This is a genomic window from Microcoleus sp. F10-B2 (assembly GCF_036704965.1).
GTDB lineage: Bacteria > Cyanobacteriota > Cyanobacteriia > Cyanobacteriales > Microcoleaceae > Microcoleus.
On sequence record NZ_JAUBTB010000073.1, the window covers coordinates 1 to 22,282 of the forward strand.

The window sequence follows — 22,282 nt, forward strand, 5'->3', positions numbered from 1 at the left end:
TTAAGACTCAGATGTGCATATTTAAATAATGAGATTAAAATGGGTAGGTATGCTTAGTTAAAAAGCGGGATGCTCCCATATGCTGTATGTAGCAATACGGTTCAGTTAAGGAAAATTGTAGCGAAAATGTTGGGCGGAGTGAAACGGAGGGTTCGTTCCTGGTCCCAACCGTAGCGCGATCGGTTTTTTTAGCACTAACTGAACCGTATTGTATTATATAGAGGACACGGCACTGCCGTGTCCCTACCGCGATTAATTGTAGGGAAACGGCACTGCCGTGTCGAAAGCTGTGGGTAATATTAATTCCGATGCTAGTGGATTTGATATAAATTGTATTTTTGGGCAGGGACACCCCACAATAATTTCATCAAACTTAACGGTAAAATAGAGATTTGCCTCAGCTTAGAGTTGATTTTTTTATTAGTCGGGTGGGTCAGAGTTCAGCTTTTTAATGAGTGAAAATAACGCACCCTACTACTGAACGCCTGAGAGATTTGGCACTTAGTCAAGGAATTGACATTCAAATTTCCAGGTGCAAGATATGAGATACTTCCAAAAGAACCGATATTTGACATTATTCCAATTATTCAATCACCATCTTCTTTCCTTTGTAAAAAATAGTTTATTAAATATTGATGCATATCTGTTTTATCGCTGTTCCACTTCCAACAACCATTTTCGTCAATAATTATATCATTTTCAGGATCGAAATTAAAGCTATTAATTTTCAATTGTCTTTCAAGATATTGTCGGTTTTCCTTAGTACCGTGCCATAAATGAAGAATAGAACCGGATACACACGTGACTTGACCTTGAACATCTTTATAAAATTTTTGTGCCCAATTAAGGAAGTAATTAAAATGACATTTATTTTTTCCAAAAAATAGTTTAAGAGCTCTTGAATTCCAGGTTCCACACATAGCTTGTTGCATTAATCTATCTCCTCCTCCAATTATAGATGCGTCGTAGAAGCCATGCTTTAATAGTAAATCCTTTCTGACCGCCCAAGCATAACCTGGATGTCCATACTCTTTATCATCATCATCATCGTTGTATATGTAGTTAGGTTGATCTTTATAAATAGCAGCAAAGCTTTTGACTATGCGCCCTTCTCCTCTATAGATTTCTTGATCTTTTGGAAGTTGAATACCGATCTCAAAAAGCTGTACTATAGGAAATATATCTAAAATTTTCGATGTTTCCAAAGCCCATTTCGAGTTATTAAATAAAATATCACAATCTATGCAGGCAACTTTTGTACAAGATGTAGGGAGTTTAGATAGTGCTAGATTCCATAGTCTTTCTTTTTGCCACATTACATCTGTTGCTTTTACTCTGATGATAGTAGTAGATTCTCTGTAACTGTTTAATGTGAATGTTTGAGCGTTAAAAATACATTCCACAATTATTAATTTTAGTCCAGCTTCCTCTATTCTTTTTCTAAAGGCTGTAAGATTCTTTAGCTTGGTTTTGTAATTATTTGAATTGAAGTATGTTGTTATAATACATAAATCTTCAACATAAGCATAATAGGATGATGGTTCAATCATTGACTTTAACTTGTTTAATACAACTAAAATAAGTATAGCTGATTTCCTGAGGGACTGTTGACTGTTGACTAATGACTACTGACTACTGACTGTTGACTGTTAGCGGTTGGCGGTACGACTCTCGATCGAAAAACTGACGGGGCGATTGACTGTTAACTGTTGACTCGATTTTATAATTTTGATGCTACCGGATTTGATATGAGGTGCGTCCGAACCTAGTTTCTCAATTATCGAGAAAATAACGCGATCGGGACGCACCCTACGACAATTTTTAGCGGTAAAAAATCCCCTCCTAAACCTCGGATGCCCGCAATTGTCCGCAGGCTGCATCTGCTTCTAAGCCGCGAGAATACCGCACGCTAACTGCAATTTTCTTTTCCTTCAAAGTCGCAACGAAACTGTTAATTCGATTGGGAGTCGGTCGCTTATATTCAGCTTCCTGAATCGGATTGTAAGGAATCAAATTGACGTGACACTGAAAACCGCGCAAGTGAGTTGCTAACTCGGCTGCGTGCTCCGGTAAGTCATTCACACCTGCTAAAAGTACGTATTCAAAACTCAATCTGCGTCCAGTCGATCGCACATATTCCCGACATTCGGCGATTAACTCACCCAAAGGATAAGGGCGGGCGCTAGGAATCAACTCTTCGCGCAATCTTTGATTGGAAGCGTGGAGGCTGACGGCGAGGGTAACTTGCAGTTGATGTTCGGCTAGTTGGCTGATGCGATTGCGAATTCCTACTGTGGAAATGGTGATGTTTCGCTGTCCAATTCCTACGTCTTGATTCAAACACTTGACAGCAGCTACAACATTATCGAAATTCAGCAGGGGTTCGCCCATTCCCATAAATACGATGTGGCTGACTCTGCGGCCGAAATCTTGCTGTACTGTCAAAACTTGATCGACGATTTCGTGTTTTTCTAAATTGCGCTTGAAACCACCTTTTCCGGTAGCGCAAAAGTCGCAGCCCATCGCGCAGCCAACTTGGGCTGAGACGCACACAGTCAGCCGTTTTTCTGTGGGAATGCCTACTGTTTCCACGATTTGACCGTCTGCCAATTTTAAGAGATACTTTACCGTGGCGTCTGGTGCGACCGATCGATAGTGAATTGTCGATCGCCCGATCGGGATTTTAGCAACAGTCTCGCGCCACTGTTTCGAGAATACAGAAATGTCAGAGATCGATCGCGCGCCTCTCTCATAAATCCATTGGTACAACTGCTTCCCGCGATAAGCAGGTTGCCCGTTTTGCTGCACCCACTCCGTTAACTCAGCCAAACTCGCCCCCAGCAAGGGCGGAATTTTACCCGACTCAACAGCCAAAGCAGCAGTCTTGCGAGACCGATTCGCACCCTTGGAATTACCAGAAGAGTACACCTGAGAAACGGAAGTAGGAGACATAGGTCATCAGAAAATTTAAAGCTACCCTCTATATTAAAACTTATCGACCAAAGCGGCCGTTAATCCTCAAAAAGGTGAACTCTCGATCCCCCTTAAGAAGGGGAGTAGGGGTTGACTTTGAGAATAATCCGGTTCCCCCCTAAAAAAGGGGGGTTAGGGGGGATCTTATTGTGGACTCACAGAGAAAACTCCTGACACAAATGTCCGCAACAAAGTTAATTTTTGGTAAAATTCCCCAAATATTGCGTGTAAATGACCGCCGCCACCTAAAATAAACTCTGGAGTTTGTGAAAGGGTATGCGAATTTGACAGCTTTCCAACACAATTAATGCAACTTTTATGGTGCTAAATATTCTTGCTCTGCCTTTAGGCTTTCAATTTACATCGCCAGGCCCAATTATCTTTCAACTCGGCCCCGTAGCCATCCGCTGGTACGGGCTGTTGATAGCTTCTGCCGTCTTGATTGGGGTCAGTCTGTCCCAATACTTGGCCCAAAAACGCCGCGTCAACCCGGAATTGTTGGGTGATTTGGCAATTTGGCTGGTTCTGGCCGCTATTCCCTGTGCTCGAATTTATTACGTGGCTTTCGAGTGGCAGCAATACGCGCAGAGGCCAGAGGATATTATTGCAATTTGGAAAGGCGGAATTGCCATTCACGGGGCGATTTTGGGCGGCACGATCGCAGCTTTAATTTTTGCGAAAATTCAGCGAGTTTCTTTTTGGCAATTGGCAGATTTAATCGCGCCTTCGGCAATTCTCGGTCAGGCGATCGGACGCTGGGGAAATTTCTTTAACTCGGAAGCTTTTGGCAGTCCTACAAATTTGCCTTGGAAACTCTATATTCCGCCAAACAGCCGCCCGCCCGCCTATGCTAATTTTGAATACTTCCACCCCACATTTCTCTACGAATCCCTGTGGAATGTGATAGTATTTGGGTTGCTTCTGACTTTGTTTTTCCGCGATTTGCAGGGCCAAATTCGCTTGAAAACCGGTGCTTTATTTTTGGTTTACATCGCAGCTTACAGTTCCGGTAGAGTCTGGATTGAAGGGTTGCGGACTGATAGTTTGATGTTCGGGCCGCTGCGGACTGCACAGATGGTAAGCTTGACTGGAATTGTTTTAGGGTTGAGCGGGTTAGCTTGGCTTTATTTGCTCGATCGACCTTTGCCCGATGTTATCTCACCCAATAGCGATCGGGCAAAAATCGCTCAGAAATCCCCAGAGGATAAATAAAAAACCCCAGAGAGGTTAGTCTCTAGGGTTCAAAACCAGGGTGCATCTACCATCCCTTACTTCCAACCAAAATAGGTACATCCGGAAGAGCCCGTAAATTTAGCAAATTTTTTAGCAGCAATGAGTTTGACAGAGATTGAAGCCCTAATTCCAAGGGTATACATTGTAGGTGCAGGCCCCGGAGACCCGGATTTGTTGACTGTTAAGGCTCAAAAATTATTGGCTGCGGCTGATGTCATATTATTTGCTGATTCGCTAGTCCCAGAGCAAATTTTGCAGGGGGTGCGCGCGGATGCTGAAGTTATTCAAACTGCGGATAAAACCCTCGAAGAGATTGTACCTTTGATGGTGGAACGAGTCCGCGCCGGAAAAAGCGTCGTCCGCCTGCATTCGGGCGATCCATGTCTCTACGGGGCTGTCGGCGAACAAATGCAAGCTTTGGCTTCCGAGAGAATTGCTTTTGAGGTAATCCCGGGAATTAGCGCTTTCCAACTTGCGGCGGCTAAACTTAAAATTGAGTTGACAGTTCCGGGAGTTGTGCAGACAATTATTTTGACGCGAATTAGCGGCAGAACCGAAGTACCCGAACGCGAAGAATTGGCGAGTTTAGCGGCTCATCAAGCGAGTTTGTGCCTGTATTTGAGCGCCCGCCATGTCGAACAAGCTCAAGCTAAATTGATGGAACATTACCCATCTGATTTGCCTGTAGCGATTTGTTATCGGTTGGGCTGGCAGGATGAAAAAATTGTGCTAGTTCCCCTTGACAAAATGGCCGTTGCTACGCGCGAAAATAATTTGATCCGAACGACAATGTATGTGATTAGTCCAGCGTTGGGAAAATCAGCAGAAGGGCGATCGCGCTTGTACCATCCAGAGCACGATCGGCTTTTCCGACCCTCGAAGGAAGAAGGAAGAAGGAAGAGGGAAGAAGGAAGAGGGAAGAAGGAGCAATTATGAAATAACCAATTACCAATCCCCAATTCTCAATTCTCAATTCCCCAATCTAAAATCTAAAATCTAAAATCTAAAATCGCCATGACTGATTTAACTCGCAGACAATTTATCACTGTCACCGCATTAAGCGCCGGATTTGCGTTAGCAGTTCATCCTATTGCGGCTGCCGTTATCAATACCGATGCTGCTGGTTTAATAGCAGGTGAGGTGAAAATTCCGGTAAAAGAAGGCTCAATTCCAGCCTACAGAGCAATGCCTGCTACTGGTAACAATTTTCCCGTTGTTCTAGTAATTCAAGAAATCTTCGGAGTTCACGCCCACATTCAAGATATTTGCCGCCGTTTTGCCAAATTAGGTTATTTAGCGATCGCCCCAGAAATGTTTGCCCGTCAAGGTGATGTTACTAAAATCACCGACATCCAAGAAATTATTAGTAAAGTTGTCTCGAAAGTTCCTGACGCTCAAGTTATGTCCGATTTAGATGCTACCGTAGAGTGGGCACAAAAGTCAGGAAAAGGTAATATTAATAAGTTGGGAATTACAGGATTTTGCTGGGGCGGCAGAATTGTTTGGCTGTACTCTTCCCACAACCCGAAAGTCAAAGCTGGAGCGGCTTGGTACGGGCGTTTGGTTGGCAATTCTACGGCTTTAACTCCCAAACAGCCGATCGACATTGCAGCAACTTTGAAAGTGCCTGTATTGGGGCTTTACGGTGGCAAAGACGAGGGAATTCCCAACGATACAGTCGAGAAAATGCGGGAAGTTCTCAAAACTGGCAGCAGCGGTTCGGAAATTGTGCTTTATCCAGATGCGCCGCACGGTTTTAACGCCGACTATCGCCCCACTTACCGGGAAAAAGAAGCTAAGGATGCTTGGAAACAGATGCAAGATTGGTTTAAGAAGCACGGAGTTTCATAATAGTTTTGAGTTGTTAATTTTGACTTAAAACTGGTGTCAAGTTTGGGATCGAAAAAGGCAATATTAGCGAATAGCCCTTAAGACAGGTGGGTTTGTGGGCGCGACATTGGTAAACTGAGCGGTGTAGAATTATCGATCGAACAGGTAAGCCCGTGCTAGACGAACAAGCTAAAAAGACCATCTTGCGCAAAATCCCTCACGGATTGTACATCTGCGGTGTCAAAGACGGGGAGGAAGTCAACGGTTTCACCGCTAGCTGGGTGATGCAATCTTCCTTTACCCCTCCCTTAGTTGTCAACTGCGTCAAGCAAGACTCCAAATCCCACGGCATGATCAAAGCCAGCGGTGTCTTTGCTTTGAGTTTCCTAGAAGCAGGGCAGAAAGACTTAGCCCAGAAATTCTTCAAGCAGCAGCGCCGCGTTGGCAATAAATTTGAGGATGTAGAATTTTATCCCGGCGCGGAAACTGGTTGTCCGATTATCTCAGACTCTCTGGGTTACGTCGAGTGCAAAGTTGTCGGCGCTGTGGAACACGGGGATCACACGGTTTATGTGGGAGAAGTTTTGGCGGCCGGCGTCCACCGAGAAGGCAATCCGTTGCTGCTAGAAAGCACCGGTTGGAATTACGGCGGCTAATGACTTGGCAGTTGGCAGTTGTTAGCGACATGATATAGAGGACACGGCAGTGCCGTGTCCCTACAATTAATTGGGGTAGGGACACGGCACTGCCGTGTCCTGACTGTGGGTAATATTAATTCCTAAAAAGTCCGGGTTTCTGAATACTAAACCAATTTTTATGTTGAATTAGACTGAGATGTTGCACCATTCTCAATAAGGTTTTTATGGGCGGGCAGGATGCCCACCCCACAAGAAAATTCACTTTGTGGAACAGGCCGGAAAGCCTGTTCATAAAAATGGTGCAATATCTCAGATTAAAACGACTTATTTATTAGCTGCGAGAGTTAGGCGTCGCATAACTAATAAAAAATCGGCGACAATTCTGTCAGCGTTGTCGGGAGTTAAAATTGGTACGTGGACGAAAATACATTTAGCGGATATTTGAGAATCGCAAATATGTTTTAAAACCGCATAATATAGGGCTTCGCATACAAATTTCCCGGCTTCGTGACTGATTTCGGTTGCAGCTAAATCAGCGACTAGCGGTTCGAGATTAACTGCTGTTTTCCTAATGTCGCTCTCGCAACAAGCGCAAGATTCTACGGTTAATTTTTGCCTGCTTTCGGCCATGCCGCAGCAGATAATAGTGTCGGGTTGGAGTTGGTTGATTTTGGCGATCGCTAAATTAGGTGCTAGCTGAAAATCTACTGGCAGTTTCCTCAAAAAAGTCAGGGAATCAGGCAAAGATTTGATTTGGGAAATCTTGGCTAATAAGTCGTCCGAAGAGTTGGATTGCTGATGGGGAAGCCAAGTATCAAATGAGGTTAGCAGGATTTTCGCCGTCATATTTGTGCAATAATACTGATATTGATAATATAAGGCAAGTAAGTCAATGTCTGTCATTGCAGTAGTAGACTATGACATGGGCAATCTGCACTCGGTCTGTAAAGGCTTGGAAAATGTGGGTGCAGTGCCAAAAATTACAGATTCTCCTGCTATAATCGAGCAGGCTGATGCGGTGGTTTTGCCGGGAGTTGGTTCGTTTGACCCGGCAATGCAGAATTTACGATCGCGCAATTTGATAGAACCGATAAAAAGGGCGATCGCCTCTGGAAAACCTTTTTTAGGCATTTGTTTGGGTTTGCAAATTCTGTTTGAAAGTTCCGAAGAAGGTGTAGAACCGGGATTGGGCATTATTGCGGGAAAAGTGCGCCGATTTCGGTCGGAACCGGGTTTGACAATTCCCCACATGGGATGGAATCAATTGCAATTAACTCAGCCGGATTTGTCGCTGTGGCAAAATTTACCGTCCGATCCTTGGGTTTATTTCGTGCATTCTTTTTATGTCGATCCAGTTGAGTCGGAAGTGCGATCGGCAATTGTGACTCACGGCAGTCAAAACGTGACGGCGGCTATAGCTAAAGACAATTTGATGGCCGTGCAATTTCACCCGGAAAAGTCTTCGAGTACGGGATTGCAAATGCTGTCAAATTTTGTCAGTCTGGTGAGGGAAAAAGTACCCGCTTAGGCGATTTGTGCAAAACCCGGTTTGCGGTATAAACCGGGTGTTTATAGTTTTAAATGATACCATTTTCAATAAAGAATGCAACTGTAACTATGCACCAAATTCATATTTAGTCACTCATCCCCAATCTAAAATCTCAAATCTAAAATCTAAAATTGTATGAGTCTGAGAATCTCTGGCAACCGCCAAATCAAAACCCTGCCCGGACTCGCAACTCGCCCTACACCTTCGCGAGTCAGAGAAGCTTTATTTAATATTTGGCAAGGGACGATCGCAGATTGCAGGTGGCTGGACATTTGTACCGGCAGCGGTTCGATGGGTGCAGAAGCTTTGTGTCGGCAAGCCGCGAGTGTCACCGGCATCGAACAGTCGGCGAAAGCTTGTGCGATTATCCGCGAAAACTGGGAGCAAGTAGCAGACTCATCCCAAACATTCCAAATACTGCGGGGAAACGCGACGGCGAAATTGGCGGCACTAGCGGGGCAGCAGTTCGATCGCATTTACTTCGATCCGCCCTACGCCAGCGACTTGTACGAACCTGTGTTAAACACGATCGCCAGCCAAGAAATGCTAGCACTCCTCGGCGAAATCGCGATCGAACACAGCCCGGAGCGATCGGCACAACCGATTTCCGGCCTAGAAATTTGCCGCCAGAAAGTATACGGCAATACAGCATTAACCTTCTACACACGCAGTGCCTGACAGGCTCAAACCGCAGCAGCGTCAATCGATTTTAGATTTTAGATTTTAGATTTTCGATTGACTTGCGCGAGATAAATGCTCTTTCTTGAGGATTTGAGATTTTCGATTTGGGATCGATCCCACTGATCGATCGCGTGGCGGGTACCACCTTTGAAATTCGTGGTCAAGCCTGGAGGCAGAAAGAAACCGGGTTTCCGGGCGTTGGCGCGCCCGGGACTAAAAGTTTTTCCCTTGGATACAATACAAACTTTTCCGATGAAGTTAAGCTTTGTGCGTAGGTTGTCAGAGCAAGTTGCCTCAGCAATCGACGAAATAAATGGAGTTTAGGCTGAAAATAAAGCTTTCAGTTGTAACATGAACCCAAAGTGTGAGTGTGAATATTCCTAAAGGAGTGAATATGGTTCAGACACCTTCGCGCCCTCGTGGCAGCGAGTTTCCGGCTGCTAACTCGGTACAGCCAGTCAAACGCGATACGATTCTGCAGGGAGATAGCCTCTCCCTGCCCAATACCAAACTCTTCGGCACAGACGGCATTCGCGGGAAAGTTGGAGAATTGCTGAATGCACCCCTAGCCCTGCAAGTGGGCTTCTGGGCTGGACAAGTTCTACGGCAACATTCCCCCAACCAGGGGCCTGTGATTTTGGGGCAAGACAGCAGGAATTCCAGCGATATGCTGGCAATGGCACTGTCAGCGGGTTTGACGGCCGCCGGTTTGGAAGTGTGGAATTTGGGATTGTGCCCCACTCCCTGCGTTGCTTATCTGGCAAGCGTTTCGGAGTCGGTCGGCGGAGTGATGATTTCGGCTTCTCACAATCCCCCAGAAGACAACGGCATTAAATTTTTCGGCTCAAACGGCTCCAAGCTGTCGCAGCAGTTGCAGGAACAAATCGAAGCGGGAATCCGGGGGGCAAAGGTTCCGGTTGCTAGCTTGGCTTGGGGACACCACTACCATCGCGCTGAGTTGGTGAAAGATTATGCCACTTCCCTCTGTGATTCGCTGCAACAGATGAATTTGGAGGGAATGCGGATAGTTTTGGATTTGGCCTGGGGGGCCGCTGCGGGTTTGGGGCCGGCGGTGTTCGCGCAAATGGGGGCGGAGGTTATCTGTTTGCACGACTCTCCTGATGGATCTCGCATTAATGTTAACTGCGGTTCTACTCATCTCGAAAGTTTGCAAGCGGCGGTTTTGGAACACAATGCTGATTTGGGATTTGCTTTTGACGGCGATGCCGATCGAGTTTTGGGTGTTGACAACAAAGGTCGATCGATTGACGGCGATTACATTCTTTATCTGTGGGGCCGGCAGTTGCGCGACTCCCAACAGTTACCGTCCAATTTAATTATTTCTACTGTAATGGCTAACCTCGGCTTCGAGCGAGCTTGGGAAGAATTGGGGGGCAAACTAACTAGAACCAACGTGGGAGATCAGTACGTTCACGCTGAAATGCAGCGCACCGGTGCGATGTTGGGCGGCGAACAGTCTGGACACATTCTTTGTCCGCATTACGGTATCAGCGGCGACGGTTTGCTGACAGCTTTGCATTTGGCTTCGCTGGTGCGCCAGTCCGGGCAATCTTTGGCACAATTGGTAAGTGGTAGTTTCCAAACTTATCCGCAATTGCTGCGAAATATTCGGGTGGACGATCGCGAAAAACGCCTGAAATGGCAGGAGTGCGAGGCAATGCAAAAGGCGATCGAACGTGCTACAACGGCAATGGGAGAACAGGGACGGGTTTTGGTTCGCGCTTCTGGCACTGAACCGCTAATCCGAGTTATGGTGGAAGCGGCCAGCGCTGAATTGGCTAATTTCTGGACTGAAAATTTAGTTTTAGCCGTTGGGCAACACATAGCTATCTGATGGAAATGGGGAATTAATCTGAAGGAAGAAGGAAGAAGGAAGAAGGAAGAAGGAAGAAGGAAGAAGGAAGAACCCTCTCTAAAAATATAGGGGATATTGAAACCAATTTCTCATTCTTTATGCCCTCCTGCTTATTCCCTCTCTCCTAAATAACTAAATCCTTCTTTCTTCATTTCCCCATTTCTGATTGTATGAACACCAAATCAATTCAAAATGGGCGGCTGCATCGAATTTCGTTAAAAATTTTAATTGTCGTCATATTAATAACGGGGATATGGTTTCGCTTTACTAATCTCGATCGCAAAGTCTACTCGTTCGACGAATCTATCACCTCGCTGCGAATTTCTGGCTACACCTGGACGGAAATGGTGCAGCAAGATTTTCAGGGCAAAACAATTTGCGTCGCAGATTTGCAGCGGAAATACCAGCAGATAAATCCCGAAAAAACTTGGTGGAATACTGTTAAAGGTTTAGCTACAGAAGAACCTCAACTATCGCCGTTGTATTTTATTTTAGCCAGGTTTTGGGTGCAGTTGTTCGGCCCGCAAGTGGCGACTGTCAGAAGTCTTTCAGCTTGGATTAGTTTGTTAGTTTTCCCCAGCATTTATTGGCTGTGCTGGGAATTATTTCGCTCTGCGTCTGCTGGATGGGTGGCTGTTACAATCGTTGCTGTTTCACCCTTTCACGTGTTGTACGCGCAAGAAGCAAGACCCTACATGATGTTTGCAGTCCTCGTCTTGCTTTCGAATGCAATTCTGCTGCGGGCGATAGCGTTACAAAAATCTCCCGCCACATCTAAATTGAGCAAGGCTGTTTGGTCTATTTATGCGATCGCCCTGACTTTAGGACTTTATTCTAGTTTATTATTTTTTTTAGTAATATTCGCCCACGGTATCTATGTAATTATCACAGGAAATTGGCGTTTTGGCAAAACATTAATTACTTATTTAGTAGCTACCGTGATAGCAATAATTATTTTTGCTCCTTGGATTTTGGTATTACTTTATAACGCGCCAAAAATCGAGGCAACAGTAGGCTTGCCCCGCATTTCCCTGTCTTTGATGTCTTCAGTTAAACCTTTAATTGTCATTACGGGCAGAATGTTTATAGACACGCATTGGGCGGGCGGAATTATCAAATTTGGTTCGAGCAATATGACTACAGATTTAATCAGAGTGATTGTAGTAGCCGTATTGCTTTTAGCGATCGCACATTCAATATACTCGCTCTGCCGCTCAACTCCCAAACGAGTTTGGCTGTTTGTCTTGACAGCGATCGGAATTACAGCGATAGTATTGATAGCAGTGCGAGGCGTTGCCGATCGCTATCTGGTTCCCTATATTTTAGCAATCCAGATAGCTGTTGCCTATCTATTCACCGCTAAAATTGCAGCCGCCACCAATCCCCGACAAAACAAACTCTGGCAGCTCGGTTTTATAGCACTAATATCGAGTGGAATAGTTTCTTGTGCCGTCAGCTCGCAGTCGCAACTTTGGTGGAACAAATATCCTTCTAGCACTAAATACAATCCCCAAATAGCCGCGATTGTCAATCAAGCCCAAAAACCTTTAGTAATCACTCACGGAGGCAACAACATCACAGGAAAAATACTGTCTGTCAGCTATCTGCTGAAGCCGCAAGTACAGCTTTTGCTGGCAGTTAAACCCGAACAAGTTAAAATTCCTGATGGTTTTAGCGATGTATTTTTATACCGAGCTACAGAAGCATTACAATTTGAACTAGAAAAAGTGCAAAAATATAAAATCACACCAATTTACCAGCCGGGCGATGTTTGGCTTTGGCGTGTAGAGAAATAAGGAAAGTGGCAACTGCAAATGATGATTTCTGTTGTGATACCCACCTACAACCGCGAGCAACCTCTGCGAGAGACATTGGCTGATGCGATGCGGCAAAATTACCCGAATTTTGAAGTGCTGGTAATCGATCAAACTCGCAACCACGAATCAGAAACTCAAGTTTATTTAGAGGAATTGGCAAATGCTGGCAAAATTCGGTGGTTTAGGGTAGATTGGGCGAGTTTGCCGGCTGCTCGAAATTATGCAGTGCGACGCGCAGTTGGAGAGATTATTTTATTTATTGATGATGATGTACAATTGCCAGAGGGTTTTTTGGCTGCTCATGCTGACAACTATTTAGAAAAACCAGATGTGGGATGTGTGGCGGGCAGGGTTTTTGACAGAATGAAACTGGATAATTCTGGAGGCGATTTGGCGATCGAATATTTGCCCTCAGAAGCGATGGATGCGGGCATTGCCTGGTATTTTATCGATTTGGTACATACAGTCAAACCGCAGCAGGTGCTCTCGGCTAGAGGCTGCAATATGTCATTTCGCAGGCAGGTTTTTGCCGAATGCGGGCTGAGGTTTGATGAGCGGTTTGCAGGGAGTGCGGTGCGGGAGGAGTCGGATTTTTGTTTGAGATTGCGATCGACTGGCATGAAAATTTGGTACGATCCTAATGCGTGTTTAGTTCACTTGGGGGAAGAGAGCGGCGGGTGTCACGATGTCAGTACGCGATCGATCGAATACCAAGTCACATTTTATCACAACCATTTCCTGATGGGATTGAAAAATTTAACAGCCCTTCAATGCCTGCGATTTTTTTCCAAACTCTTTGACTGCCACGTTTTGGGAAATCCACCTTGTTATAAAAGCGCCTCACCCATTAAAATTATAACTAGATTTGCTTTTTATATCCTGGGTTTTCTCAGTGCTATAAATACAGTAATTCAATCCCTGTGGAATGATGGACAAAGTTACAGCCATCAAGACAACATTAACGCTCAATAATGACAACGATATATTCCCCATTCGCCCTTTCCAATCAATGAGAATTCTCGTGGCCAGTCACACCTATATTGTGGACATTAATCGGGAAAAATTCAAGATATTAGCCAACCTAGAACCCGATATTGAAGTAACAGTTGTAGTGCCGAAACGTTGGAAACCCGGAGGCGTACAAAATAAAATTATAGAAACGCAATTATATCAAAAAGGTTCATTTCAAGTAGTCCCAGTCTCCAACTTTAGTCAAAACAATCAAGGATTGCTAACATTTGGCACAGATTTAATTGAAGTTTTGCAGAAAATTAAACCGCAGATAATTCAAGTTGAACAAGGTTCAAAATCTATCGCTTGCGCTCAGTCAATATTACTAAATCAACTGCTAAGACTGCAAGCAAAAAATATATTATTTACGTGGTGGAATCTGCCTTATCAATTGAATTGGCCGGTTTCTGTCTTAGAAAATTACAATCTTCAGCACACCGACGGAATTATTGCAGGCAACCTAGATGGAGCTAAAATTTTGCGGCAGCGGGGCTATCACGGTGCGGTAAAAGTAATGCCACAACTCGGAGTAGATGAAACTTTGTTTCGCCGCACTGGTAAAGACGCTGATTTATCGCGCAGATTCGGCATTGAACCGACCGATTTTGTGGTAGGGTTTGTAGGGAGATTTGTCGAAGAAAAAGGACTGTTGACTTTAGCTGAGGCCTTGGCAGGGTTGAAAAAAATTCCTTGGAAGTGGCTGTTAGTAGGACAAGGAATTTTGCGGACGAACCTCGCCGAAAAATGTATTGAATGGGGAATCAGCGACCGAATAATTTGGGTAGAAAGCGTTTCCCACGAGGAAATACCCCCCTACATTAACTTAATGAACTGTTTGGTATTGCCTTCGCAAACCAGCTATAAATTCAAAACTTTGACCGCTGTGGGCTGGAAAGAACAATTCGGTCACGTTTTAATCGAAGCGATGGCCTGTCAAATTCCGGTTATCGGTTCCGACTGCGGGGAAATTCCCCACGTCATCGGCGATGCGGGGTTAATATTCCCCGAGGGAAATGCAGGGGTTTTGCGGGAGTGTTTGCAGCAATTGATGGAGGGGCGGGAGTTGGCTGCTGATTTGGGCGATCGGGGTTATCAGAGAGCGATGAGCAATTATACCAATAAAGCTTTAGCTGAGCAGTTGTTGGAATTTTACAAAGAATTGTTGTAATTTTTAGCAGTATAATGCAAGTGTTAAATAAAAGCTGTAGTAAATGTCTATTCCTTCCGACATACGCTCTTTGATTGACGAACTCTACCAGGTACTAAACGATAGCGAGCGCCAAGCAACGCAGGGACTTTTTGCACTTAGAACAGCAATGTCTCTTTTTCCCGAAAATGAAATACTGATGCAATACTTTTCTTCGATCACCAATTTTCAATTCTGCGTAGCAGGTACTCGCTTACAAGCAGAGCACATTGTGGGCAATATATTGCTGGATGGTGTCCCCGATGAAGATGTTCAAAAAGCAGCAGATTATTTAGCAACCTTGCTACATATGGCGCCAGAATCTAGAATTCTGATAGACAAAGTAGTTGAGAGATTAGAAGTATTGCCATGAAACAATTACCAGATGAAAGTCAACTCCTGGAAATCCTTGAAATTGTGAAAGCTGCGGAAGCTAAAGCCAGTGAAATGTATGAATTTTCAAAGACTATGGCTCACAATACCCAAATTACAGCCACAAAGAGAGAGGAAGCTGAACAGCTAGACGGGCAAACTTTTGCAGATAATTAAATTTGTAATGGGAGATGTTGGTATGTGGATTTAAATAACTATCCCTGATGCGGGTTCTCCAAATTATACCCTCAATTTCCTTGGTATACGGCGGGCCAAGTCAAATGGTACTCGGACTTTCTGCGGCCATCGCTTTCCGAGGTATTGATGTGACAATTATCACCACAGATTCTAACGGAGATATCGGTCAACTTCCTTTAGATGTTCCTCTAAATCAACCACTACAACAAAACGGCTATCAAATTATTTATTTCCGCTGTTCTCCGTTTCGTAGATATAAGTTTTCACTCTCGTTATTGCAGTGGTTGAATGAAAATACGCGACAATTTGACCTGGCTCACATTCACGCTCTTTTCTCGCCAGTAACTACTGTTGCCGCCACAATTGCTAGATATCACAAGTTGCCATATATTATGCGTCCCTGCGGTATGCTCGATCCGGCCGATTTGCAGAAAAAAAAGCGCTTGAAACAGATTTATGCCACGCTTTTAGAACGCCCTAATTTAGCAGGCGCAGCCGCAATTCATTTCACAAGTAAAGAAGAGGCTAAAATCTCAGAAAGATTTGGTTTGGGCAGCACAGGCAAGATGCCTGTGCCACGGGATTTGGTGATTCCATTGGGGGTGACAGGTTTGTTTCCTAAGAGATTGCGGGAATCTCAAGTGCCAATCATCTTATTTATGTCGCGAATTGAACCTAAAAAAGGGCTTGATTTGTTAATTCCAGCATTAGAAAGTATTTTGGGAGCGGGCATAGAGTTTCACTTTATTTTAGCTGGTTCAAATCCCCAAGATGCTGATTATGAAACACAAATTAAAGTACAAATTCAGAATTCAAGCTTAGCAAAATACACAACAATAACTGGCTTTGTGAGCGGTGATTTAAAAGTTGAACTGTTGACAAAAGCCGACTTATTTGTATTGCCTTCTTATTACGAAAATTTTGGCATTGCTGTAGCAGAAGCAATGGCCGCCGGTGTACCTGTCGCCATTTCCGATCGCATACATATTGCGGAAGACATACAGCAAGCAGAAGCTGGTTGGGTGGGGCCTTTGGAAGTAGGGGCGATCGCCAATTCAATTAAATCAGCACTTCTGAATCCCGAAGAGCGCCAGCGGCGGGGATTGAACGGCAAAGAGTATGCAAAAAAGCATTATAACTGGGAGGCGATCGCCCAACAAACCATCGATGCTTACCAGGAGATTTTATCATCTATAGCAGAAGGAAGTTCGGCAACGGATTCTGCAACGGATGTAACGGATGTCAGGAATAAGGAATAAAATCTATCGTTTCAGCCATTAACAACGTCCTAACCGTCTTGGCGGTTGCTATATGGACTAATGCGACTGGGGTTTACCTTTTACTTCTTCTCCTGCTGCGAGTTATTGTACTGCTGCTATCAGAATTGGCCGGCGAGATTTTTTCAACGCTGCTACTTTAGCTGCAATACTTGTCAACAAAACTCTGCAATCCTGCCTGATATCCTGCTCCTACCGCCTGAAACCTCCACTCTCCATTCTTTCTATACAAACGACCAAATTCTACAGCAGTCTCTCGCGCAAAATTCTCTTTTAATTCATACCGAACCAGTTCGCTTTTTGTATCCAAATCGCTAATTTTGATAAAAGCATTTTTGATATTGCTAAAATTTGCATTGATTTTCTCTGCTTCGTGAATAGTCACAACAAAAGTTATTTCCTCAATTTCAGGATTAACTCTTTCTAAGATAACGCCGTAAATAGTCTTATTCTCTTGACTTCGGTTGTTTTTGTCAGGAATCGATTGCAGTACCGAACTGTCAAAAGATTGCAGATTATTGTAAAAGATAAAATATTTATCGTTAGGTATTTTGCCGTCAGCACCCAGCATAAAGGCAGAGACATCTATCTCGTAGCTTTGTCCTGCCTCTGTCACCTGCCAACCCAGGGCGATCGCCATTTTTTTTATACCAGGCGCTTCTTGAGAGATATTAAATCTTTCACCCTTACTTAATTGCATTGCCATCTGCTTATTTGTTAAACATCAAACTTTATAGTGCTCATGTTAATATTAAGTGGCACAATAACTTTTCTTCTTTAAGAAAACTTAATATTTGGCCTCTAATAGCGGGGTTGATTAAAAATATGTGCTGCCTGTATCCGAAGTTATTGAGATTTACTGAGAGAGAATTACCTAAGCAAAAACCGGGCTTTCTACAAAACCCGGTTTCTACAATTGAACTTAATTTTACTCTAGTTTTGAGCATTTTCAGAACTAGGCGGCAGCGTCACAAAATTACCAAAAACTCCAACCGTTTGATAGCTTTTTTTACCTAATTCAGTTGTGTAAATACTGACCACACCTAAATTTTGACGCTGCGTTGTATTGTCGAGTAAGCTTTCGATCGTGTCCCGCTGCGAAGTCAGCAAATTCTTGCAACTGCCGATCAAAGTATCTGTAATGCCCGTCAAAGCTTTCGGAACGCGAGAATCTTTGCACACAGTGCTTTCCAACTCGGTTTGGAGTACGCCGGAAGCATAAGTTAGGTATTTGTCTCTCCCAGGATTTGTAAATGCCATGCCGGCGGCCAGAAGAGTCAGGGCGATCGCGACTTTTCCCACATTGCCGAAAAAATTAGAAGTTGACTTGTTAGTATTCATTGCGTTATCAATAATCATTTTTTTTAGCCCCGTTGATTTATAAGCTTCTCTTGATTTAAACTACACCTCCTCAGAAACAGATTTCCGAAAGGAGGGGACAGTTTTTAGATTGGAGGCCAGTTGCGAGTAAGTCTCTCACTGGTTTACCTTCCTTTTACGTCTCCCCCTCCCTCAAATCCGGTAAATCTTCAACAAAATATTTAGTCGGTTCCCAGGCACAGCCTGGGGACGAGGAATTTAAACTTAGTTTCGCTTTGATTTTTGCCTCTCGATCTCCCGCTGCAACTCTTCAATCTGACGGCGCAAAGCCTCCGTCTCGCTGTTAGGCGTTTGGGACTTCACGTCAACCGCACCCTCAGCTACAGCCCGCTTGTAGTTCCCCAGCTTAATTTGGCGGTATTCCTCGGAACTTGCCCAGTCTCGCAAATACCGCAGGCGTTCCACCGGGAAAGGGTGACTCAGCATCACGCCCTGGCCGCCGTTGTAAAGTAAAAACTTATACACTTGGTTGAGATTGTCTCGATCGAGATCTTGATAGTTGTCAGACTGGCGGATAAATTCTTGCAAACTGCATTGGTCAGCATATTTACTGCTAACTCCCGCAAGTTTCATCATCGTCTTCATCACGCTGTTCAAGTCATCCGTCACCAACAAAGCCGCCCGGTCTGCCGACAATTCAGCCTTGCGCCGCCACTCGTAAAAAGCGAAAATTAAACCGCTACCGACCATATTTCCCAGCCCGAAAGTCATCTCGCCAATTGTCGATGCGACGCTCATCGCCCACATCGCCATTTGATTTAAAGTTGGATGACCGCATTTAATGTGTCCCAACTCGTGAGCCAAGACTATCCTAATTTCCGCCTCGTCCAACAAGTCTAAAAGACCAGTATTTAATACTACATAAGGCTGGTTTTTTCCGAGGGCATAGCTGTTAACTGAGGGATCCTGAGAAACAAACAAACCAGGTTCAGGAAAAACATCTAAAGCCTGCACGCACTCCCGAAATATATGATAAATGCTGGCATATTGGCGTGGCCCGACTTGAATGCTATTTCCCATTAGGTAAACGAATTGCGGTCGTTCGTAGACAAATTCTACAAATTTGCTGGCAATTAAGTCAAATCCAGGCACGCTGCGCAATGCTGCCTCGGCTTGGCGATCGAGGGGATGCTGAAATGCTTCGCTAGAAATTCCAGTATAAGTAGGCATAGTTGTTGCAAAAGTTACATTTAATAGATCGGTATTGCTGCTCGCTGCTGGTGCTAGCTGGCGCCTGACTTATCAATATTATCGCGACAAATATTGAACTGTTCATCAGTCCTGGACGCACTCCGACAAAGAAACCGGGTTTTTTACCGAATTTACGGTCTGTAACGAAGTATTGCGTAAAAAAAACCGGTTTCTGGGCTCCCCTGTAAGTCCTGTTCAAATTAGCGTTAAAATTGTGATTCTGCTACAGGCGCGATCGACCAATATCTTTCAAAGTGTCTGTGTATCGCCTCACCCAAAAATTGGAACGTGAAAAAATGGCTATCCTGCGACTCGAAAACGGTACAACCTACACTCAACTTAGCGACATTACCCGAGAACTCGCTTCCTTAAACATTCAACTCAACCGCTGGCCCGTGGGTGACAGCGCTGAAATTCAAAATTTGTTAGCTAAAGATGCTCTTGACGACAATCAAAAAGAGCAAGTGCTGCAAGCCCTCGACGGCTACTTTCAACAATTGTCGGAAAGTGCAGGCTATCAAGATCGCGACTTAATCGTACTGCACCCAGACCTTCCCAACCTCGACACCATGCTGTCCAAATTTAACAAGTGCCACATCCACGCCGATGATGAAGTCCGCTATATCGTAGCAGGCGAGGGCATTTTCGGCTTTGTGCGGCCCGACGGCAGCCAAGTCGAACTCACAGTGCAGCCGGAAGAATTTATCAACGTGCCGGCGAATACAGAACACTGGTTTTATTTGACAGCAGCCCGGAAAATAAAAGCGGTGCGCTACTTTACCACCAAAGAAGGCTGGACGCCGGAGTATACCGATACGGAAATTCGATCGCGCTTAAATGTGGAAAAGCTCACAAACCTGCAAACAGCGTTATCATAAGCGAAAAGTTAAGTTTTGTAAAGACCCTTGACTGCAACATTCACACCCAAAAACAGCCAAACCTGGCACGCTCTCAACCCCCTGTGGCAAGGAGCAGAAGACGCAGTACAGAAGGGTTTACCCCACACCAAGCTAGCACCGGCATGGCAAATACTGCTCCTGGGCGACGGTTCCCCCACCCGTCACCTGCAACTGCTGACAGGGGAACCCACAGAAGTAGATGTCATCGATATGTCTTTAGTGGGTGAGGACGCAGACGGCGCGCCCCAGCAAATTGTCGCCGTTCCCGGGCCGCGCCTGCGCCGCCAAGTGTGGCTGCGGACTGCTTCGGGACAGCGCCTCGCCTATGCGACTTCTTGGTGGGAAGCGAGCCACGTAGATGAATATTTACAAAATAAATCTTTGCCAATTTGGGCCAGTTTAGCGCGGCTCCGCACAGAATTGTATCGCGATGTGCAGGGCATTTATTGCGGTGATTCGGTGGCCTTGGAGTCAGCTTTTGAACAGTCGGGGCCTTTTTGGGGGCGACACTATTTGTTTTGGCATCACGGGAAGCCATTGACTCTGATTTATGAGGTTTTTTCTCCTTATTTAACTAAGTATTTGGGGCCGATGCAATTGGATGTTGATTGAGACCGAGATCTGGCACCATTATCAATAAGGCTTTCTGGGCGGGCTAGAAGCCCACCCCACAAGAACATTTACCTATTGTGGAACGGGCATCTGGTGGCTTTCTGGGCGGGCTAGAAGCCCACCCCACAAGAACATTTACCTATTGTGGAACAGGCATCTTGCCTGTTCTTAAGAATAGTTCCGACGAAATTTCACTCGCAAACCGTCGCGCGGATGAGGAATCGGTACTGCGATCAAATTCAAATCTTGATCCGGTAACAGATCCCACTCGTACTCCCGAACAATCTTTGCCGCAAACAACTTCATTTCTAATCGGGCAAATTCTTTGCCCAAACAGTCTCGCAAACCGCCGCCAAAGGGCACGTAACTGAAAGGTTTAGGCGATCGATCCGAGCTAAATCGATCGGGGTCGAATCGATCCGGTTCAGGATAAAGTTGACTATCCTGATGGGTTTGATTAATCCCAGAAACCACGTTCCAACCTTTAGGAATTTCATAGCCGCCGAACTCACAAGCATTAATTGCTGTCCGAAAAATACTTCTCACCGGTGGAATTAAACGCAGCACTTCTCGCAGCACCTGTTCTAAATATGTCATTTGTTTGAGTTGTTCCAATGTTAGGGGTTCAGTTGCGGGGAACTGCTGCTGTTCGGCCTGCACTTTTGCCATCACATCGGGATTTTGAGCTAGGAGAAGGCAAAAAGAGGCGATCGCCGAAGTTAAAGTTTCGTGTCCCGCAAACAGCAGCAACAGCACTTGATCTTTCAAATCCTCTAAACTAAAACTATTTCCCTCGTCATCGCGAGCCCAAATCAGCAAACTCAAAGCATCATTGCCACTAAGGGTTCCTTGTTGGCGATCGCGAATAATCTTTTCCAGTTCTGCTAACAGTAACTTCCTGCCATTTTTAGCTTTGCCAAACAGAGTAAAAGGCAAATCCCAAGGGATAGAAAATAAACCCTCCGCAAATGTTTCAAAATTATGTCCAAGCGCCGTTTCCGAACCATTTTCAAGCCCTACTAACAACTTACCCGCCACATCAAAAGTATATTTTCTCAGTTCGGGATACCAAGTCACGGTTTCCATTTTTGCCCATTTTTCTAAATAGCGCTGAGTGATATTTTCCATAGCGCCGATGTAGCCGGCTAAAGCTCGTGGCTGAAACGCTTGGTACAGCAACTTACGCCGATTTTGGTGGTTAGCACCCGTTTGCAGCGCCAAGGAAAGCGGCCCTAAAAGCGCTCTCGTGCTGGCAGGCCAAGCCACAACAAAATATTGGTTGTCATTGCTTAAAACAAACAAATTAGCCTCTTGGCCACACATAAACACGGTAGGCTGTCCGAAGATGCTGGTTTTGAAAATTGGTCCGTACTGCTGGTGGCGTTTTTTGGCGAATTGGGAATCTTGTAAAAAGTTGAGGGTATCGCCAATTAGGGGTAAACCGAAACTACCGGGAGGTAATGCCATTTTAGATTTTAGATTTTAGATTTTAGATTTTTAATATCATATCAATTTTAGTTGTCTCGTGCATATTGTATGCCAGACAAATTTATGGTAAA

The 22,282-nt window shown here is 44.8% G+C and carries 22 protein-coding genes; 15 read left to right on the forward strand and 7 right to left on the reverse strand.

The features are described from left to right. Nucleotides 1–587: 587 nt before the first annotated feature. Together QUA99_RS23960 and rlmN are read right to left on the reverse strand one after the other, a co-directional pair. Nucleotides 588–1,550: a hypothetical protein gene (locus QUA99_RS23960; RefSeq protein WP_333241453.1), complete on the reverse strand. Its 963-nt coding sequence runs from the start codon at nt 1,548–1,550 to the stop codon at nt 588–590. A 292-nt stretch (nt 1,551–1,842) separates the two neighbouring features. Further along, nucleotides 1,843–2,952: a 23S rRNA (adenine(2503)-C(2))-methyltransferase RlmN gene (gene rlmN / locus QUA99_RS23965; RefSeq protein WP_333241455.1), complete on the reverse strand. Its 1,110-nt coding sequence runs from the start codon at nt 2,950–2,952 to the stop codon at nt 1,843–1,845. A gap of 339 nt (nt 2,953–3,291) precedes the next feature. On the opposite strand from rlmN, the gene lgt reads away from it, so the two are divergent. The 4 genes from lgt (at nt 3,292) to QUA99_RS23985 (ending at nt 6,692) form a co-directional block, all read left to right on the forward strand. Further along, the gene (gene lgt / locus QUA99_RS23970; protein WP_333241457.1) at nt 3,292–4,185 is read left to right on the forward strand and encodes a prolipoprotein diacylglyceryl transferase; all 894 of its coding nucleotides are present in this window, start codon (nt 3,292–3,294) and stop codon (nt 4,183–4,185) included. 120 nt (nt 4,186–4,305) lie between these two features. Further along, nucleotides 4,306–5,142: a precorrin-4 C(11)-methyltransferase gene (gene cobM, locus QUA99_RS23975; RefSeq protein WP_333241459.1), complete on the forward strand. Its 837-nt coding sequence runs from the start codon at nt 4,306–4,308 to the stop codon at nt 5,140–5,142. A 78-nt stretch (nt 5,143–5,220) separates the two neighbouring features. Further along, nucleotides 5,221–6,057, forward strand: coding sequence for a dienelactone hydrolase family protein (locus QUA99_RS23980; RefSeq protein ID WP_333241461.1), 837 nt, complete (start codon nt 5,221–5,223; stop codon nt 6,055–6,057). A gap of 152 nt (nt 6,058–6,209) precedes the next feature. Continuing rightward, the gene (locus tag QUA99_RS23985; protein ID WP_333172915.1) at nt 6,210–6,692 is read left to right on the forward strand and encodes a flavin reductase family protein; all 483 of its coding nucleotides are present in this window, start codon (nt 6,210–6,212) and stop codon (nt 6,690–6,692) included. A 306-nt stretch (nt 6,693–6,998) separates the two neighbouring features. Here QUA99_RS23985 and QUA99_RS23990 read toward each other — a convergent pair whose 3' ends face one another. Next, complete coding sequence (locus QUA99_RS23990) at nt 6,999–7,520, reverse strand: pyroglutamyl-peptidase I family protein (protein ID WP_333241504.1); 522 nt, start codon at nt 7,518–7,520, stop codon at nt 6,999–7,001. A 46-nt stretch (nt 7,521–7,566) separates the two neighbouring features. On the opposite strand from QUA99_RS23990, the gene hisH reads away from it, so the two are divergent. From hisH to hpsP, 9 genes are all read left to right on the forward strand, one after another. Beyond that, a complete protein-coding gene (gene hisH, locus QUA99_RS23995; protein WP_333241463.1) occupies nt 7,567–8,202 on the forward strand; it encodes an imidazole glycerol phosphate synthase subunit HisH in 636 nt (211 codons plus the stop codon). Nucleotides 8,203–8,358: 156 nt separating this feature from the next. Next, the gene (gene rsmD / locus QUA99_RS24000) at nt 8,359–8,901 is read left to right on the forward strand and encodes a 16S rRNA (guanine(966)-N(2))-methyltransferase RsmD (protein WP_333241465.1); all 543 of its coding nucleotides are present in this window, start codon (nt 8,359–8,361) and stop codon (nt 8,899–8,901) included. Nucleotides 8,902–9,298: 397 nt separating this feature from the next. Then, nucleotides 9,299–10,759: a phosphoglucosamine mutase gene (gene glmM, locus QUA99_RS24005; RefSeq protein WP_333241506.1), complete on the forward strand. Its 1,461-nt coding sequence runs from the start codon at nt 9,299–9,301 to the stop codon at nt 10,757–10,759. A gap of 191 nt (nt 10,760–10,950) precedes the next feature. Further along, nucleotides 10,951–12,576 carry a glycosyltransferase family 39 protein gene (locus tag QUA99_RS24010; protein ID WP_333241467.1) on the forward strand — a complete coding sequence of 542 codons (1,626 nt, stop codon included), beginning with the start codon at nt 10,951–10,953 and terminating at the stop codon, nt 12,574–12,576. Between the two features lie 18 nt (nt 12,577–12,594). Further along, nucleotides 12,595–13,569 (forward strand): hormogonium polysaccharide biosynthesis glycosyltransferase HpsN, encoded by a 975-nt coding sequence (gene hpsN / locus QUA99_RS24015; RefSeq protein WP_333241469.1) that lies wholly within the window; start codon nt 12,595–12,597, stop codon nt 13,567–13,569. Nucleotides 13,570–13,606: 37 nt separating this feature from the next. After that, nucleotides 13,607–14,776 (forward strand): hormogonium polysaccharide biosynthesis glycosyltransferase HpsO, encoded by a 1,170-nt coding sequence (hpsO, locus tag QUA99_RS24020; RefSeq protein ID WP_333241508.1) that lies wholly within the window; start codon nt 13,607–13,609, stop codon nt 14,774–14,776. 43 nt (nt 14,777–14,819) lie between these two features. Continuing rightward, a complete protein-coding gene (locus QUA99_RS24025) occupies nt 14,820–15,167 on the forward strand; it encodes a hypothetical protein (RefSeq protein ID WP_333241472.1) in 348 nt (115 codons plus the stop codon). Beyond that, nucleotides 15,164–15,343, forward strand: a complete 180-nt coding sequence (locus QUA99_RS24030; protein ID WP_333241474.1) for a hypothetical protein — start codon at nt 15,164–15,166, stop codon at nt 15,341–15,343. Before QUA99_RS24025 ends, QUA99_RS24030 begins: the two co-directional genes overlap by 4 nt. A gap of 47 nt (nt 15,344–15,390) precedes the next feature. Beyond that, nucleotides 15,391–16,623 (forward strand): hormogonium polysaccharide biosynthesis glycosyltransferase HpsP, encoded by a 1,233-nt coding sequence (gene hpsP, locus QUA99_RS24035; protein WP_333241476.1) that lies wholly within the window; start codon nt 15,391–15,393, stop codon nt 16,621–16,623. A 157-nt stretch (nt 16,624–16,780) separates the two neighbouring features. Here the strand turns inward: hpsP and QUA99_RS24040 are convergent, their stop codons facing one another. The 3 genes from QUA99_RS24040 to QUA99_RS24050 all read right to left on the reverse strand — a co-directional run bounded on the left by QUA99_RS24040 (nt 16,781) and on the right by QUA99_RS24050 (nt 19,191). Further along, nucleotides 16,781–17,341, reverse strand: coding sequence for a TerD family protein (locus tag QUA99_RS24040; RefSeq protein WP_333241477.1), 561 nt, complete (start codon nt 17,339–17,341; stop codon nt 16,781–16,783). A gap of 233 nt (nt 17,342–17,574) precedes the next feature. Continuing rightward, the gene (locus QUA99_RS24045) at nt 17,575–18,000 is read right to left on the reverse strand and encodes a DUF4359 domain-containing protein (protein WP_333241479.1); all 426 of its coding nucleotides are present in this window, start codon (nt 17,998–18,000) and stop codon (nt 17,575–17,577) included. Between the two features lie 225 nt (nt 18,001–18,225). Continuing rightward, entirely contained in the window at nt 18,226–19,191 is a 966-nt protein-coding gene (locus QUA99_RS24050) for a M48 family metallopeptidase (RefSeq protein WP_333241481.1), read from the reverse strand. 317 nt (nt 19,192–19,508) lie between these two features. Here QUA99_RS24050 and QUA99_RS24055 point away from each other — a divergent pair, with 317 nt between their 5' ends. Both QUA99_RS24055 and QUA99_RS24060 read left to right on the forward strand, forming a co-directional pair. Further along, nucleotides 19,509–20,090 carry an acireductone dioxygenase gene (locus QUA99_RS24055; protein ID WP_333241483.1) on the forward strand — a complete coding sequence of 194 codons (582 nt, stop codon included), beginning with the start codon at nt 19,509–19,511 and terminating at the stop codon, nt 20,088–20,090. A gap of 27 nt (nt 20,091–20,117) precedes the next feature. Next, entirely contained in the window at nt 20,118–20,723 is a 606-nt protein-coding gene (locus tag QUA99_RS24060) for a chorismate lyase (RefSeq protein WP_333241485.1), read from the forward strand. Between the two features lie 168 nt (nt 20,724–20,891). Here QUA99_RS24060 and QUA99_RS24065 read toward each other — a convergent pair whose 3' ends face one another. Continuing rightward, nucleotides 20,892–22,190 (reverse strand): cytochrome P450, encoded by a 1,299-nt coding sequence (locus QUA99_RS24065; protein ID WP_333241487.1) that lies wholly within the window; start codon nt 22,188–22,190, stop codon nt 20,892–20,894. Nucleotides 22,191–22,282 lie beyond the last annotated feature (92 nt).